A 17121-nucleotide genomic window follows, 5' to 3' on the forward strand; every position below is an offset into this window, starting at 1 on the left:
AGAGGTATTTATGAGCACTCAGAATTTTTTGTCAGTTAAAAAAGTCGTTAGCCTAGTTGGTGTGGCTGGTGTTAGTGCGTTGTTAGCTTTACCCGCTATGGCCCAGATGCAGCCTAGCCCTGCCAACTCTAACAGCCCTACTCAATGCTTACCTAGCACGAGCCAAGTTACTCCCAGTGACAGCCCCGCAGGTGGAGCCACGATGGAGCAAATGCAGGCAAGTGGCACTCAATCGATGGACCAATCTAACATCAACATGAACTCGCCTTACAGTGGTTCGGCTGATGGTAGCTCTAACCAGGCCAATGCTGGCTACATGGGTTCTCAGATGGGCTCTCAGAACATGCAAGCTGATCAGTCCATTTCCGCCGCTAGCCCCGACTACAACCGCAGTGTCTTAAGCAGCGGTATTGTTACTCCTACCAGAGGTCCAGCGGGTGGCTACACCATGTTGCGTTTCCAAGAGATGGAGGGCAATCAAGTTGCTAGCTCCAACATGGGGATGAACCAGGCTTACAACTCGTCTTACCGCTCCAATTATCAAGCCAATACCGTGACGCCAAGTGCAGGTCCTGCGGGTGGCTATACTGCCAATAGCATCGGCAACAACATGGGGATGAACCAGTCCTCTGCTGGCATGATGGGCAACAACATGGGCAACATGGGGATGAACCAATCCTCTGTGGATAACCAGTACAGTGCTAGCAACACCATGCGGCCTCTGCCTGGTTCGATGAGTTCCGATCGCAACCGTCCGGCTGGTGAGATGACTCCTGAAGTTAGCCAAAGCCTCGACAACCAAAACAACTCTATTTATCGAGTTGGCCCCAGTAGTTCCAGCTCCAGCAGCCAGTACAACACTGGTAGCGTGATGGGTGGTTGCTAAGCCAAGCATTTGAGCGATCGCTTAAGGTTCAGCCCTAGAAAACTGTAATTTAAGCAGTGGCTCTAGTTAAAGATTTTGCCTAGCGCTCAACTAGCCTAATCCTCATCATCAGCGCCAGAGTTTGTAGGATGATTCCTCAGCTTTGGCGCTGTGCTTATAGGTGGCAAGACTAGCAATTGCGACAAGGCTTTAACTGCTTTAACTAGAAGATCTGCTGTGCTTCGGTCTCCGTCCTATAATGAGGGCTAATATTGCGCGACTCCCAGCTTGGTTATGGAAAGCACTGAAACGACAGGCGGTCTCACTCGTAGGCAACACCTCTGGATTGCGGCTAGCATCTGGACTTTGGTAGGCATCGGTCTGTTTACGATGGGTTTAGTGTTTTGGTTTCACCTACCTTACTTAGGCTTTCTGGATATCAAGCATCTAGGCTGGGGAGCGGTTGCCTTGAGTATTGGCTTGTTGAAAGGAAAGGTTGTTTTGGATCGCACTGCGAATCGGGTAATCGATCGCGTGGATACGTTACAAGAGCCAAACCCTTTCAAAAGCATCTTCCAAATGTTTGGGGCCAAAACCATTGCATTGATTCTCGCCATGATGGGCATTGGGGTTGGCTTACGTTTGGCGGGAGTCAGTTTTGAGATTCGCGGTTTGATTTATATTGCAGTAGGCTCTGCCCTGATGTGGAGCTGTCGCCGCTATTGGATGGCTTCAGCTCAAGGTGCATCAGCAGTCAGCGTAGCAAAGGAATCCTAAGTGGCAAGCTTGCAATCGATTGCTGGATTTCCGGTCGAGTCTGTTTTAGCGATCGCCCGCTCTATTGGTTGGGGTGCGGCTGACATTTTGCAAGCCTACTACCACCCCAATCCGATTGCAGGGGAAGCAGCCCTAACCCTCAATATTCAAGATCAAGGGGATGGGCCTGTCACGGCTGCGGATGTTGCCACTAACCAATACATTCTGGATAATCTGCACGCTGCTTTTGGCACTATAGAGTTTGGCTACTTAACGGAAGAAACCTTCAAAGCTCAGAACCCTTCCGAGCGCTTGCAGCATACCTGGGTCTGGATCATTGATCCCCTAGATGGCACCAAAGACTTTATCAAAGGCACCGGGGAATATGCAGTTCACATTGCTTTAGCCCATGCAGGACGACCTGTATTAGCGGTGGTAGTTTGTCCAGAGCTAGGCAAACTTTACTACGCGACTTTGGGCGGTGGCACGTTTGTAGAAACTCGTGACGGTAGAGCAACGCCATTACGAGTAGCTGAGCGCGATCGCCTCGAAGAGTTGTCGGTGGTTGTCAGCGGCAGTCATCGGGGGGAAAGACTCACCCAACTCCTGCGTCAATTCCCTTGCCAAAATCAGCGGGCGATCGGCAGCGTGGGCTGCAAAATTGCGGCGATCGCAGAACAACAGGCAGACCTATACATCTCTCTATCCGGAAAATCAGCGCCGAAAGATTGGGACTTGGCAGCGCCTGAGCTGATTTTGACTGAGGCAGGTGGCAAGTTCACCCACTTTGATGGCAGTTTGTTGCAATACAATCAGGCGGATGTTAGCCAGTGGGGGGGCTTACTCGCCAGCAACGGTACTTGTCACACTCAACTTTGCACTCAAGCAGAAACTCTACTCGCTGCCATTGATACCCTAGCCTAGCGAGCTGGACTATTGGGCTTCACCAATTAAGGTAAAGGCAGCCCAATCTTTGGGATCAGGGTGTTGTTGCATAGTAGCTAGCATGGCTTGACGTAGAGCTTGAGCCTTATCTGGCTGTTGTTGCAGGGTTTGATAGAACTGCATCATTAGGGTCGCGGTGGGTGCATCGGGTACTTGCCAGAGGGAGACGACCACGCTGGGAGCCCCTGCCGAAATCAGCGATCGCGATAGCCCCACTACCCCATCTCCTGTAATCTTGCCGCGCCCAGTAACGCAAGCACTCAGGACCACCAACTCAGCATTTAGCTTCAAGCCGAGAATGTCACTCGCCGTCAGCAGACCATCATCTTGGCCCGAAGGCGCTAAGGCAATTGCGCCCGGAATTCCCAGCCCTCGGAAATCATCCAGTAAACCGTGGGTTGCCAAGTGAATAATCCGGGCATTGCCCATCTGCGCCATCACGGTTGCTTTCGTCGCCGCACTCCCCGTAATCGCCTCAGTGTTGAGGAGCGAGGCAATCATCTTGGCTTCCCGCTCAGCCTCTGGCAGACTGTAGAGTTGTTGCGATCGCTCGCCGTTTTCAGTTGGCAAGTTAGGCATCGTGGGATTACCCACAATTAAGGAATGCTGAGGCGATCGCGGCAGTGTCGTAGCGGCAACTTGTGTAGGTTGCGGCTGTTGCGCTAGTCCTTGACGTTGCCGTTGTTGGTGGGTGAGTGCCAGAATCTGAATCGCTGGGGCCGTCAGCATCGTATGTTTCTCAATCAGATACTTTCCGGCGGCATCTTGCAGAGCAGGAAAAGGAGCCAAAAAGAGAGAACCTTGAGGAATGAATATTACGCGGGCCTCTGGGTTCGTTGGTAACAGATCCGCGATTGGCTGAATTAGCAGTTGATGGAGTTGCTTGAGTTGCGACTGTTGAGTTTGGTAGCGTTGGAGCCGCTCTAGGGCACTAGCCACCACTTCAGTTCTTTGGTTAAACACCAGCCCCCGACCTTCAATGCCAATCGAGGCTCTAGTACTGGCAACCAAATCATCTAAAGAAGCTTTTTGCTCTTGCCAAAGCGGTTTGAGATCTACTTGGCGAAACGCAACTTCACCGGTAGGCTGCACCACCCAGATGTAGAGGGCTTTGTCCTCAATTTGGCGCTGTCCCTTCACCTGAAACGCTTCTTGAATAATTGAATATTCAACAAGGGTGGCCTTCTGCTCGCGGGCGATTTGTTGAATCTGGGCAATATTGGGCAGATCAAGACTAGAGGCCGCAAGACTTTTAGTGCCATTCGTGGGCAACTGCTTCGCTAGTAACTCGACAAAGGCACGAGATCGCCCTCGCTCTGCTACCTCTAAAGCTACCTGCGCTTTATTTTGGGCAATTAAGACTTCTTGCAGCGTGCTGTAAGTTGTGGCTTGAGTATCGAACAGGGAAATCTTGGTGGCATCATCATTTTGGTCAAGCTGCGATCGCAACGATTCCCAAACTTTGATCCCTGCAAACAGGGTTTGCTCCGCTTCAACTAATTTACCCAAACGGAACCAAGCATCTCCCAAGTTATTTAAGGCATGACCTTCGCCAGGACGATCTTGCAACTGCTGAGCGATCGCTAAACTCTGCTGTTGATGGTCGGCAGCTTGCTGGTAATCTTCTAAGCCATAATAAGCCAGCCCCAAATTGCCTAAAGCTCGCCCTTCTGCTAAGCGATCTTTCAACTCGCGGGCGATCGCCAATTGCTGCTGCAAATGCTCCACCGCTTTGGGGTAGTCGCCTTTGGTAAAGTACACCAGACCCAAATTGCCTAACGACTGCCCAATGCCTCGGCGGTCCTGAGCCTTTTCTGCGATCGCTAAACTTTGCTGCGGGTACTCCAGTGCTTTGGCGGGGTTGTTTTGGGCCAGATATGCGATTCCCAAGTTCCGCAGCGTCATGCCTTGCAATTCTGGGATAGCCAAGGTGCGGCTGATGGCTAAGCTTTGTTCGTAGTATTGAATCGCTTTATCGTAGTGGCCCACAGCACTGTAAGCGGCACCTAAGCCACTCAACGCTTCAGCTTCGCTTTCCCGGTTTTGCAGTTGCTGAGCGATCGCCAAACTCTGCTGATAGCGCTGGATCGACTGAGCATAGTTACCCACGACAAAGTAAATACTGCCTAAGTTATGCAGGGTTTGTCGTTGCTGCTGCAGTTGACCTTGCTGTTGCGCTAAGGCGAGTTGTTGCTGGTAGCACTGAATCACCCGCCCCTGATCGGTGATAACGCGGTAGGTGGTCCCTTGATTTTCTACAATCTGCCCAACCTGCAAGCAATCCTGGGTACTAACCGCGATCGCAATTCGTTGCTCCCGCTCAGCAATTCCTAGAGTGGGATTAGAACGGGAGCGATCGCTAGCTAAGGCGATGTCTTGCCGCCGAACTGTACCTGTTCTAGGTTGTGGTGTAGATCCAGGAGGTGCGCTAGGAGGTGTATTGGGAGACTCCGGTTGAGGCGAGGGCGGTACTCCGATTGATGGTGCTATGACTGTTTCAGGCTGAGGCGAGGGTGGAATTCCGATTGATGATTCGGGTGGAGGATCGGGAAAAACTCCTAGTGATGCTGGTTGTTCACCTATGCCTTCAGTTGAGCCTAGTTCAGGAGTATGCACAATGTCAGGAGATACTGGCCCAGGTTGTTGAGATCGCTTCACTTCCGGGAGAGGTGAAATTTCCCCTAGAACTTCTGGAATAGGCGCAAGGTTGGCTTCTGGTAAAAAAGGTGGAGGATTCGTGGGACCGGATTCACCCGTAACAGAATCAGAAGGAAAGGGGGAAGTGAGTATTGGCATTCCGGGATGGAGCGGAAAGGGAATGCCTACCTCTGGTAACGGGTCAGGAGAAACTTTGCCATCAGTACCAGGAGCTTCGACTTCACCGCCAGGGTCAAAGAGAACTTCGATGTTGCCTTTGATATAGAAGGTGTTGCCAGTGGGGCTAGTAATGAGATAGGTGTTGCCGTCAGGTTGAATGCTTAGAGGATTGCCGACACTGTCGTTCACACCTTTGTCGGGAAGCGGGAAGGGTGTATTGCCCAGGGTTACATTGCCAGCAGCCAAGAGAGTGGCACTCCGAGCCGTAGCATTTTGCACCACCACATCTCCTGGCGAAATGGTGAGGCCAGAGCCAGATAAAACTAACTGACTTTCTGGGTTAATGCTGATGTTAGTGGCGTTTCTGCCGAGACCGCCTGTAAGGAGATCGGGGAGATCCGCGATCGGCAAGTCCCAGGTGTTGGGTTGAGAGGTGTCAGAGGCGATCGCTTGAATATCCAGAGTCAACAAACTTTCGGCTTGGCTCAGCCGTACCAAGCTATTACCTGGAACTGCCGCGACGGTAATGTGCCCCTCTGGCGCGTTAAGCTCACCCGTACTGACAACTGTGCCACCAAGCAACGTTAAATTCTGTCCGGCGGCAACCTCTAGTTTTCCAGTATTGATGATGCCTCCAGGTTGGCTCATGCTGAAGGCAAACAAATCTGGCGTGCCGACTAAGCTTTCATAGTTGTTGGGGCCAGAAGCGTTCAGCCATTCTTTGCCAAAGCCGACTCCATTGGCAGTTGTAGCGGTGAAAGAGCCAGGTACGTTGAGACTGGCATTGGCACCAAACACGATCCCCGCAGGATTAATGAGAAATAAATTGGGGCTACCGCCTGTAACTTGAATTAAGCCATCAATCGAGGATAAGTTGCCGCCCACCACTCGCGCTAAGATATTTTGCGTCGCGGGATCAGCGAGAAAATTGGCCGTGTAGCCTGTTTCTAAGATGAATTGACTAAAGCTGTGAAACAGATTCGCGCCATCTTGCGATCGCTGACCCCCAGTAATATCAAAGCGATCGCCGTTTGGAGTGACCAACGTGCCTGCGTCATTCGGGGCTGCAAGGATGGGGAGGGCTTTGCTGTCTGGCAGTTCCCCCGCATGGATCGATTGTGCAGGGACAACTTCTGCCAGGACTAAGACAGCTAGCAACAAGTTCACCCCTAGCTGGGGAGACTGCAAATAATTTTTCAAGGTCATGGGTTGAGGAAGGGCGGCTGATGAATGGGATCGCTGAACACGTAGCTAACTGCATTTGCTCAACCTCAGAGTCAAAGCGGCCTTGCAGAACGCAGTCATTCAAGAGCAGTCGCTAGAGAGCTGTACAAAGCGGAACCGTAGCTTAACCTATGCAGTACACCCAGATGGGAGCGGGGAGATACCCAAAAATAGACAACCTACTCTGGGAAATCAGAACTCTACTCTTAGAGTATTAGGGTCTCTTTTGGGGCATTTCCGCTTCGCCTATTAGGGTGAACGCAGCCACCTTCTTGGATTTAGGTATTATCTATTCAGAAATCCCTCAATTCGCCCTTTCCGGGATTTGGGTTGCAAGAGCCTGCCGCTGCTCCTGAGTGCTGGGATCGCTCAGAGTCACATCACGGCCTGTATTGAGATCCCACAGCTTGATAATGTCGCCCCAACCGCCACTGGCTAGTGTTTGACCATTCGGGCTGAGAGCGATCGCCTCGATACTGCTAGATTGGCGGGGCAAGGTTTGCTTGAGTTTCCCGGTAGCCAACTGCCACAACTTAATGGTGTTGTCGCTGCTGCCACTGATCAGCGTTTGACCATTTCGGCTCAGAATCAAAGAGGTGATCGCGGCTTGATGACCTGTTATTTGGCGCACTTGACCCGTTGCTAAGTTCCAGACCTTGATCGTGCGATCGCCATTGCCGCTGACTAAGGTTTGACCATCGGCGCTAAGAGCTAAGGCATTAATGCCAAAGGCGTTGTCTGACAAAGTTCGCACTGATTGAGCGTTCGACAACTGCCACAGTTTGATTACATTCCAACTGCTGCTGGCTAGAGTTTGTCCGTCAGCACTGATAGCCAAGGCATAAATAGAGTCTTGGTGCCCCGTCAAAGTCCGCTCCAACTTGAACTTCTGTCCTCCACCAGCCACACGCCAGACCCGAATCGTTTTGTCGCCACCACCACTCACCAAGAGTTGACCATTGGGGCTAAAGGCGATCGCTTCTACCCAATCGGTATGCTTTGCCAGAGTTTGCAGCAGTTGTCCAGTAGACACGCTCCAAAGCTTAATAGTTTTGTCGTGGCTAGCACTGGCGAGAATTTGGCCATCGGGACTAAAGGCTATCGCCAAAATGGGCAATGGATGCCCTGCTAAGGTGAGAATTTCTTGTTGAGTTTGCGAGTTCCACAACTTAATTTGCTGATCATGGCTCACCCCCGCCACCAGTTTGCCATCTGGGCTGATGGCTACCGCTGCATGTCCTGAGAGAATCCGGGCGATCGCTGAGTTAGACCGTTCTAGTGGAGGCTGGGTGAGTGGAACTTGAGCGGCTAGGGCGGGATAGGCAAGGCAGAGTGTGATGGCGATCGCGCTGATGCTAAAGCTGGAGAAGCAAGGAACCAAGTGCAACATTGTTTACTCAGCCTCCCCGATGAGGGTGAAAGCGGCCCAATCGAGCGGATCTGGGTAACTGGCTTTCGTCGTCAGCATCGCTTGGCGTAAAGCTTGAGCTTTATCGGGTTGGCGCTGTAGTTGCCGATAAAATTCCGTCATTAAGAAGGCGGTAGGCTCGTCGGGTACTTTCCACAAAGACACGATCACGCTAGGTACTCCAGCAGAAATTAAGGAGCGAGACAACCCCACCACACCATCGCCCGTAATTTTGCCCTGCCCCGTGTCACAGGCACTTAAAACGACCAGTTCAGCCTTGAGCTTTAAATTGAGAATTTCGCTGGCTGTCAGCAGGCCATCATCCTGACCAGAGGCAGCTAAAGCGAGCCTTCCTGAGGAAGGAGCTAACGCTATCGCTCCCGGTACACCTAACCCTTTGAAGTCATCCAGCAATCCATGCGTTGCTAAGTGAATAATCTGGGCTTGAGGCAGTTGTTGCAGAACTTTGGCTTTGGTGGCTTGCTCTCCGATGAGGGCTTGGGTGCCTAGGAGGGTTGCGATCGCCTTGGCTTCCTGTTCGGCCCCCGGCAAGCTGGAAAGCTGCTGAGCAGGTTCCCCCAACTCCAGACGGATGCTAGGCATTGTGGGGTTGCCAACGATTAAGGCATTGCCGCTAGTTTTTTGTTGCCGTTGGCGTTGTTGGTAGGTGAGGTCTAGGACTTGAATCGAGGGAGCGATCAAAACAGTATGTTTTTCGAGCAGGTATTTGCCGTTGGAGTCTTGTAGGGCGGCGAAAGGTGCGAGAAAGAGGAATTGCTGAGGAATGAAGGTAACGCGAGCCTTGGGGTCTTTGGGTAGCAAATCCGCGATCGGTTCGATCAACAGTTGATGGAGTTGTTGCAAGCGCTTGTTTTCGGCTTCAGCGGCGTTGGCATCTGCACTAGCACGGGCGATCGCAGCGGCATCTTCCTGAAACACTAACCCTCTCACCCCGATGGAACTGCGGCTACGAGCCACTAACTCCTTTAAGGGTTGGGTGGTTGGGGTGGGGGTGACTCCCTTTTGCCAGAAGGGTTTCAAATCAACTTGGCGGAAGTCAACTTTGCCATTGGGTTGCACCACCCAGATAAATAGTTCTGACTCGCGCAGAAAGTCACCACTGGTATGTTTCACATCGTCGTCAATGACGGAGTACTCGACCAAAGTGGTGTTGTGCTGTTTAGCGATCGCCCGAATCTGCGCCAGGTTAGGAGGCTGGATTTTAGCAGCCACCGTAGCAGCCTGGGTTGGCAAGCGCTCGGTCAAAAGTTCGACAAAAGCCCTCGCACGGCCCCGTTCAGCAGCTTCTAGAGCGGCATTCGGCTTGTTCTGGGCAACTAGGGTTTGTTGTAAGAGGCGATAGGTGCTGGATTGGTCTTCAAAAATGGAAATTTTATTGCGATCGTCAGATCCTAGCCCTGCTCGCAGGGATTCCCACATTTGAGCGCTAGCCAGCAGGCTGGTTTCTGCTGCGGCTAACTGCTTGGCTGCAAGTTGAGTTCGACCGAGGTTGCTGAGGGCATAGCCTGCAATGCGTTGATTGCCGATTTTCTGCCCTAAGGTAGCGGCTTTGGCTTGGTAGCTAGCAGCTTTGGAGTAATCTCGGCGCGTGTAGTGAACTCGACCTAGATTCACCGAAGTTGTCGCTTCTCCCGTTGGATTTTTAGTAGTCTGGGCGATCGCCAGTGCTTGATTGTAGTGGTTCAAGGCGAGCTGAGGTTGTTGCAAGTCGTCGTAGATTAAACCAATGTTGTTGAGAACCGTGGATTCTCCTTCGGTGTCTTGGACTTGGCGCAGTAGCTTCAACGATCGCTCGTAGTAATCCAGGGCTGGCTCGTAATCACGGCGGTCGTAATACACACTGCCGATGTTGGCTAAAGCATAGGCTGCTCGCCCAGGGTCATCGGCTTCTTTGAGGACTGTTAGCGCTTGTTGAAAAGTTTCTAAGGCTTGTTCCGACTGCCCCACATAAGAGTAGACAGTGCCCAGGTTAGACAAGGTGGTGGCGCGGTCAAAGCGATCGCTATCTGCTTGCAAGCTGGCTAGGGCTTGGTTAAAGGCGTCAAAGGCGCTTTGGTACTGGCCCATTTCGGCATAAACCAGACCCATATTGTTGAGCGTACGATTTTGTCGGGTGTGATCTCCCGTGGTTTGCGCGATCGCGAGCGCTTGGCGGTGATAGTTTAGCGCTTGGCTGTAGTCTCCAAGTTTGTTGTAAACATTGCCCATGTTATTGAGCACCGTCCCTTCGCCAGAGCGGTTTTTTAGCTCCCGCAGGATCGGTAGCGCTTGGCCGAAAGTCGCTAAAGCAGCCTGGAGCTGACCTGTGGAGTTTTGCAGCTGCCCCATCCCGACCAAAATTGCGGCTTGGCTGTAGCGATCGCCTAACTGTTGCGCTAACGGCAGCGCTTGCTTGTAAGCCTCCAGGGCTGGCTGCTTCTGGCCTAAGCTGTCGTGCGCGGCTCCCAAAGCTAGCAAAGCTAAGGTTTCTTGCTGCCGCTCCCCACTTCTCTTGGCACTGGCTCTGGCTTGCTCAAATTTAGCGATCGCTTGCTGCACCGATACTCTAGAGCCTTGGCTGAGTAATGCTTGCCCTTCCTTTAGCGCTTGCATTGTGGAGTCTAAGGGGCTAGTAGCAGGTTGGGGAAGTTGGGCCGCGATCGAAGCTTGCTTTTGCTGATAAGTTTTGACCTGGGCGAAGTTTCCCATCTCTTGCGAGATTTTGATCAAGTTTTCCAACGCTTGCGCTTGCTTCGGCACATCCTGCGACTTTTGGGCCAAGGCAAGGGCAGGTTCCAGGTAGCTCAGCGCTTGCTTATTCTCTCCTACAGACACATAAACTGTACCGAGGGTACTCAGCATTTGCCATTCTTTTTCGGCATCGCCCCACTGCCGCGCCAGTTTCAGCCCTTGCTCGTAGTAGCTAGCTGCGGGCGGAATCTCTTGCTGGCTGTAATGCAACAAGCCTAAGGAGTAGAGAATCAGAAACTCACCTTCGCGATCGCCCAAGCTCCGGTAAATCTGGAGCGCCCGTTGCCAAGATTTTTCTGCGGCGGCAAACTCTTGGGCTTCGAGTTGAGCAAAGCCTTGCTTTTGCAATTGATCCGCTTCAGTTTTCTGGGCTGTGGGTGCGGGTTTTGGCGTGGCGGTGGTTTGAGCGATCGCCTTAGAGACTGGCAGAATCAGCTCTACGGAGGGCAAGGCTAAGGCAAACAACAGCGCGATAGAACTAAACTTGGCGGAGAGCATAGCGATCGGTACAAACTTCAGAAAATATCAGTGAAGACTTAGAACTGCTTTAACTACAGAGTGCTTATGCGGAATTTCTGAAGAACTCAAGTAAATATATTTAACAACTAAGCAGTTTTTAGCTCGTAAAGATTGCATTCTGTTGAGTTTTTTGGAACTCTGCTTTGCCAAGCTTAGAATGCGTAATGAATAAGTGATTTTATTTTTTGTAGGATACGTTAGCACAGCGTAACTAATCGATCTCTTACAAAACGATGGATTATTTTGGGGAATTTTTCGGATCAAAATAATGCTCAAATATTTACAACAAGGTGCGTTATAACGCAGCCTACCAGATGAATTTATGGATTAATTAAGGTTTAGATTATGGCTGTTGAGCTTGCCACTTTAAGAAAGAGTTTGATTTATCAAAGCACTGCTGCGATCGCTCAAGTCCTACAGGATTTAGATGAAATCGCAGCTTTAGATCTCATGGCTGAGAAACAACAAGCTCGATATCGCAATTTATTGATTGGTTTTGGGATTGCGGCGTTTGTCTCCATTTTCATTCCAGTTGTGGGCGTTATTCTCTGCCCTGTGCTAGCGATCGCAGCAGTTATATTTGGCGTTTTAATGGCTAGAAAGGGTCGCTTAAATGTAGCCAACTATCGCTATGCGATCGCCCAAAAAGTATTGCAAATGTTGGCACGCGATGTGAGCGAGACAGAACCCATTTCGTTCACTTTGGTGTTGAGTAAACCCAACCAGAAAGAGAAGCAAACTCATACAGCTCCCCACCCCTATCGCCCTGGTTGGAAAATTGACTTTTTTCGAGATACTTGGCTACAAGTACAAAGCGAGTTTCTAGACGGCAACCAGTTTCTCTTGACTACAACTGAAGTCGCTCAAACTCAGTATGGTTGGAAGCGATCGTCGAGTGGTAAACAAAAATATAAGTCGAAGACAAAATCGAAGCGTTTGGAACTGAATCTGGAGATGGACTACTCCGCCAAACGGTACGGTGCAGTGCCCATCCTCAGAGACGAGGCCACAGGTGCAATCCAGCTACCCTCCGAAGTCATACTAAAGCGCTTAGATATTGATGAAAAAGATATTCACTTACGAGTCAGAACACCACCTTGGAACCAACCTGAGCAGGTCGAGCAGTTATATCAAGCGATCGCCCTGATGTTCTTAAGTGTGTATCAAGTGTTGAATTTAGCTAGAGTGCTTTCCAAAAAAGCCGAATAAGTTTGCAATGAGATTTTATGAGTATAATTCGCTCTTTTTTAACTAGTTGTTTGGTCATCTTGCTATCTATTAGTGTAGGAAGCTGCAACAAGGCTGTTGATACCCCTCAAACCTCCTCCACTCAATCCACTCCGGTTGCCGCTACTAGTGAACCATCTACTTCAACGAGTGAAAGTATTAAATTTAAGCAGGAAGATGGTGCTGAAGCTTTTGTCTTACGGTTCATGCCTGATGGAGCCAAGCTAGTTAATGGTAAGAACCAAGAGTTAGTTCGCTTAAATGTAGATGGACAGCAGAAGATTAAGATCAAAAATGCGACAGATCAAGTCTTAGGCTATGTCGTCCCTGAAAATGATTATTGGAAGCTGAAAAATTCAGACCAAAGCCAAGAACTCTATGTGGTGCGACGACAAAATGATGGAGATTACAAATTAGAAACAGGCACAAATCAGCTTGTTTATCGCATTAAAGTGCGAGACTACGGGTTTGAAATTGAAACCCCGCAAAAACAATCACTTTACAAAGTCAAAGTTAAAGAGGGCAAAGTCTCACTCCGGAATGCCAGTGACCAAACCGTTCTCTCAACCAAATCCAATCTAGCGCCGATCGCGATCGCCCCTTTTGGCTTTGACAAACTGAGCCAAGAACAGCAAGTGGCTCTAGCCTATGCTCTAAATCAGGCTGGAGGTCAGTAGTGCGGCTGCAACTGACTCGAACCGCTTTGGCTACCGGGCAAGCTCAAACCTCTGTTCTAGAAACGCCGATCGCCTTAGGACGAGAATTTGCCCTGATGCCAGGGATACTAGAGGGGAACCGGGTTTCCCGCCTTGTTTTGGAGGATGCTCAAGTCGCTGACTATCACACCCTAATTGATGAGCAAGCAGGGGAACTAGTGATCGTCGATCAAAGTGGTGGGCAAGGATTGCGGGTGAATGGGGTCAGCACCACGACCAGCCCCTTACAAGATGGCGATCATTTTCAAATTGGCTCCTACGATCTGCAAGTTCAGTTCAACCCTGAGGCAGCGGCAGTAAGTGATGAAGAAGCAAGTGCTGCGGCTTTTAACAGTGCTGGAGAGTGCGATCGCCAAGTGGGCTTCTTGTTTCCGCGCCGCTGTGGTCGCACGACTACCGTGGGTTGCCCTTACTGCAACAGTGGGCAGGTGAACAACGATCCCTATTTTTATGAGCGCTCCTACTACTCTGGCTACGGCACTTACCATTCGGGGTATTGGGGCAGTAACTACTACGACAACCGCGATTCCTACGCCTACAACGCTGAAACTCGCAACATTGACTTCACCGATGCGGATAGTGCCAGCTTTGAGCGCGAGGCTGATACTGATTTTGAGCAAGATATGGGCGCAAGTTGAACGGTCAGCGCGATCGCCCTCGGCAACATTGGGTGATTTATGCCCTAGGTGGCGGTTGGGGGCATTTGAACCGAGCTTTGGCGCTAGGGCGAATTGCAGTTCGTCGTCATGCGGTCACAATTCTGACAAATAGTTCCTGTGTTGAGTACGTTTTAGAGCGATTGGACCTAACCCCCCGGCCCCCTTCCCTACTAGGGAAGGGGGAGAGAGGAGATGTTTGTTTAGAGGCGATCGCACCTGATCTCAGTCGTGCAGAAACTTGCGATCGCGTACAGAAGTTTCTTTTGCAAACCAAATATGACTGTTTGATTGTTGATACCTTTCCACGGGGGTTGGGCGGTGAATTGGCAGAGATTCTGCCGCAGCTTCAGGTACCTCGAATTTTGGTTCACCGCGACCTTAACCCGCAATATGTCCAAGCCAAAGGGCTAGCTGAATTTGTTGAGCAGCATTTTGAGCAAATTTTAGTTCCTGGAGAAGGCTATGAAGTACCTCTAGCCTATTTACCCCAGGCTCAGCACACCGCACCTTGGTTAATTCGTAGCGCCGATGAGCTAATGCCTCTAGATCAAGCGCGATCGCTCCTCCGTCTTCCTACTAACCCTACCCAAGTTGTAATCATCTGTGCCTCAGGTTCGGCTCCTCCTTCCCTACCGGGGAAGGGGGCTGGGGGGTTAGGTTCAACTGAAACCCAGCTATTCGGAACCCTGACATATCAACTGCACCAAGCTCTACCAGAAGTAACTGTGCGTTGCCTATCGCCCCAATGCCCACCCCAATGTCCTCCAGAACTGTGGGCGTCCCATTGGCCCGGAATGGATTGTTTGCAAATGGCCGATGTGGTGGTGGGAGGGGCGGGATACAACACGACCTACGAATGTGCGGCTCTCAAGGTGCCGTTGATTTCCTTTGCTTTCAAACGTCTGTACGATCGCCAAGCTCGTCGCGCCCAGCAGCATAGTTATGAAGTGTGTAGCGTGACTGAGGCGATCGCGCTAGTAAAAGCCCTACTTCAGCAAGCCGCCGAACCAAGACAGCAACGGCAGCTCAGCTACACCAATGGGGTGTTTAGAGCGGTAGAGCTGATTGAAAGCGCGATCGCAGGTAGCTAAATCCTGTAGCATGCACTTAGAAGAATTAACCAAGCAGCAATATTCTCCACATATTTGAAGCATTTGAGGCGTTCGAGGCACAGCCCATCTCTGTGAGTTGTCACCTTTGGCCCTAGGCTTGCTATCTACTGAGCAATGACGAAATTAATTATTCAAATTCCCTGCTACAACGAGGAACGAACGCTTGCCACTACCCTAGCCGCTTTACCCCGTCGCCTCACTGGGGTGGGCAGAGTCGAGTGGTTGGTCATTGACGACGGAAGCCAAGATCGCACCGTAGAAGTTGCTGAAGCCAATGGGGTCGATCACATCGTACGACTGCCGACTAATCAGGGACTAGCCAAGGCGTTTATGGCTGGTCTGCAAGCCTGCTTACAAGAGGGCGCTGATATTATCGTTAACACCGACGCTGACAACCAGTACTGCGCGGATGATATCCCTAATTTGATTGCACCAATTTTGTTGGGCGAGGCGGAAATTGTGGTGGGAGCCCGTCCCATCAGCAAAATCAAGCATTTCTCTCCCGCCAAAAAGCTATTGCAGAAACTGGGTAGTTGGGTAGTTCGCATGGCTAGCAACACCAACATTCCTGATGCGCCGAGTGGTTTCCGGGCCATTAGCCGCAATGCAGCCATGCAGTTGAATGTCTTCAATTCATACACCTACACGCTGGAGATGATTATTCAGGCGGGGCAAAAGGGGATGGCAATTCGGTCGGTGCCCATCCGCACTAACGAATACCTCCGACCCTCACGCCTGGTCAAAAGCATTCCTTCCTATATTTGGCGTTCCATATTTACAATTTTGCGGATCTTCATGGCTTACAAGCCATTGCGGTTCTTCGCTGTTTTAGGCAGCATTCCGTTTTTCCTCGGTGTGTTGTTGGGATTACGCTGGCTTTGGTTATCTTTTGGTGTCACTCCTGCCACCAATCTGCCGAGCTTGATCTTGGCAGCCATCTTGATTTTGGTAGGCTTTCAGCTCTGGATGTTTGGTTTGGTGGCCGATTTGATGGCAGTAAATCGCAGGTTGCTAGAGGATATTCAGTTACGTAGCCGAAAAGCTGAAATGAACGCTCCAAAGACAAAAATTCATTCATAGGCCCATTCATAAGCCAAAATTGGAGCTTCATGCGTTTCGGGTAAGCCACAGGATGACTCAATTGACCTTGCAAGCATGAAACGGCTACTTTTAGTTGCGGCCAGTCTAGCCATCTTAGGCATGATTTACTGGCGAATTGACCTTCACAAGTTGATTCAGGTCTTTCAGGCTAGCAATGGGCTGTGGATGCTGGTGAGTCTCAGTATGGTTGTCCCGATCACGCTTTGTACGGCCTGGCGTCTGGAGCAGCTCATGCCGCCCGGTGTCACTCTGGGTATGGGGGAGACCAATCGTTTAATTCTAGTTGCCAGTGCGCTCAATGTCGTGCTGCCATCGAAAATGGGCGAGCTAGCTAAGGCTTATTTCATTAAGCAGCGGGGTTACTTAGATAGTGCTCTTGCCTTATCTCTGGTTGTGTTTGAGAAAGCCTGCGATATGTTGTCGCTGCTTTTTTGGTGCGCTTTAGGCTTAATCTTCTACCCCAACAAGGACTGGTTATTCTGGAGCCTGACACTTAGTGTTTTGCTAGGTCTTTCGCTAGGTTTGTTGTTTCTAGCTTCCCGTCAATTTACACAGGTACTATTTACGGCAGGTAAAGCGATCGCCCCCCGCTCTTTTCGAGCCAAGTTAGAGAAATTCCGCCTCTCGTGGAACCAAATGCAGGATTATTTCTGGAACAACAAGGCACAACTTTGGGGAGTCACTGCAACTTCTGTATTCATTTGGTTTCTACATCTGCTGCAAATTTGGTTTTTCATCCTGGCATTAAAGGCTTGGACTCCCTTTCTAGCCAGTCTGGCCTTGGCTCCCTTAGCAATTTTAATCGGGTTGTTGCCTCTGACTTTTGCGGGAATTGGCACGCGAGATGCAGCCATTCTGGTACTTTATCAACCGTTTCTTAGTCCGCCCACTGCTGCGGCCCTGGGGGTGTTGTGCACAGTACGCTATCTCTTGCAGGCGATCGCGGGTCTACCGTTTCTGGGACAATATCTTGGCCCTTTAGCCCTAACAAAGCTTCAGAAAAAACGTTTTTAGTTATTCC

General features: G+C 50.7%; 12 protein-coding genes. 9 read left to right on the forward strand and 3 right to left on the reverse strand.

Annotation, left to right across the window (positions count from 1 at the left end):
• Positions 1 to 10: 10 nt before the first annotated feature.
• The 3 genes from KME12_11770 (at position 11) to KME12_11780 (ending at position 2545) form a co-directional block, all read left to right on the forward strand.
• Positions 11 to 886: a hypothetical protein gene (locus KME12_11770; GenBank protein ID MBW4488457.1), complete on the forward strand. Its 876-nt coding sequence runs from the start codon at positions 11 to 13 to the stop codon at positions 884 to 886.
• A 273-nt stretch (positions 887 to 1159) separates the two neighbouring features.
• Positions 1160 to 1642: a hypothetical protein gene (locus KME12_11775; protein ID MBW4488458.1), complete on the forward strand. Its 483-nt coding sequence runs from the start codon at positions 1160 to 1162 to the stop codon at positions 1640 to 1642.
• Positions 1643 to 2545: a 3'(2'),5'-bisphosphate nucleotidase CysQ gene (locus KME12_11780; protein ID MBW4488459.1), complete on the forward strand. Its 903-nt coding sequence runs from the start codon at positions 1643 to 1645 to the stop codon at positions 2543 to 2545.
• 9 nt (positions 2546 to 2554) lie between these two features.
• On the opposite strand, the gene KME12_11785 is transcribed toward KME12_11780, so the two are convergent.
• The 3 genes from KME12_11785 to KME12_11795 form a co-directional block, all read right to left on the reverse strand.
• On the reverse strand, positions 2555 to 6589 hold the full coding sequence (locus tag KME12_11785) for a CHAT domain-containing protein (GenBank protein MBW4488460.1): 4035 nt from the start codon (positions 6587 to 6589) through the stop codon (positions 2555 to 2557).
• A 322-nt stretch (positions 6590 to 6911) separates the two neighbouring features.
• Positions 6912 to 7997, reverse strand: a complete 1086-nt coding sequence (locus tag KME12_11790; protein ID MBW4488461.1) for a WD40 repeat domain-containing protein — start codon at positions 7995 to 7997, stop codon at positions 6912 to 6914.
• Between the two features lie 3 nt (positions 7998 to 8000).
• Positions 8001 to 11264, reverse strand: coding sequence for a CHAT domain-containing protein (locus tag KME12_11795; protein MBW4488462.1), 3264 nt, complete (start codon positions 11262 to 11264; stop codon positions 8001 to 8003).
• Positions 11265 to 11630: 366 nt separating this feature from the next.
• On the opposite strand from KME12_11795, the gene KME12_11800 reads away from it, so the two are divergent.
• The 6 genes from KME12_11800 (at position 11631) to KME12_11825 (ending at position 17114) form a co-directional block, all read left to right on the forward strand.
• Positions 11631 to 12494: a hypothetical protein gene (locus KME12_11800; protein MBW4488463.1), complete on the forward strand. Its 864-nt coding sequence runs from the start codon at positions 11631 to 11633 to the stop codon at positions 12492 to 12494.
• A gap of 17 nt (positions 12495 to 12511) precedes the next feature.
• Positions 12512 to 13189 (forward strand): hypothetical protein, encoded by a 678-nt coding sequence (locus tag KME12_11805; GenBank protein MBW4488464.1) that lies wholly within the window; start codon positions 12512 to 12514, stop codon positions 13187 to 13189.
• The gene (locus KME12_11810; GenBank protein MBW4488465.1) at positions 13189 to 13866 is read left to right on the forward strand and encodes an FHA domain-containing protein; all 678 of its coding nucleotides are present in this window, start codon (positions 13189 to 13191) and stop codon (positions 13864 to 13866) included. Before KME12_11805 ends, KME12_11810 begins: the two co-directional genes overlap by 1 nt.
• Entirely contained in the window at positions 13863 to 14978 is a 1116-nt protein-coding gene (locus KME12_11815; GenBank protein MBW4488466.1) for a hypothetical protein, read from the forward strand. The genes KME12_11810 and KME12_11815 overlap by 4 nt, the downstream gene beginning before the upstream one ends.
• 135 nt (positions 14979 to 15113) lie before the next feature.
• The gene (locus KME12_11820) at positions 15114 to 16079 is read left to right on the forward strand and encodes a glycosyltransferase family 2 protein (GenBank protein ID MBW4488467.1); all 966 of its coding nucleotides are present in this window, start codon (positions 15114 to 15116) and stop codon (positions 16077 to 16079) included.
• Between the two features lie 75 nt (positions 16080 to 16154).
• On the forward strand, positions 16155 to 17114 hold the full coding sequence (locus KME12_11825) for a flippase-like domain-containing protein (GenBank protein MBW4488468.1): 960 nt from the start codon (positions 16155 to 16157) through the stop codon (positions 17112 to 17114).
• Positions 17115 to 17121 lie beyond the last annotated feature (7 nt).

It is taken from the genome of Trichocoleus desertorum ATA4-8-CV12, assembly GCA_019358975.1.
Lineage (GTDB): Bacteria > Cyanobacteriota > Cyanobacteriia > FACHB-46 > FACHB-46 > Trichocoleus > Trichocoleus desertorum_A.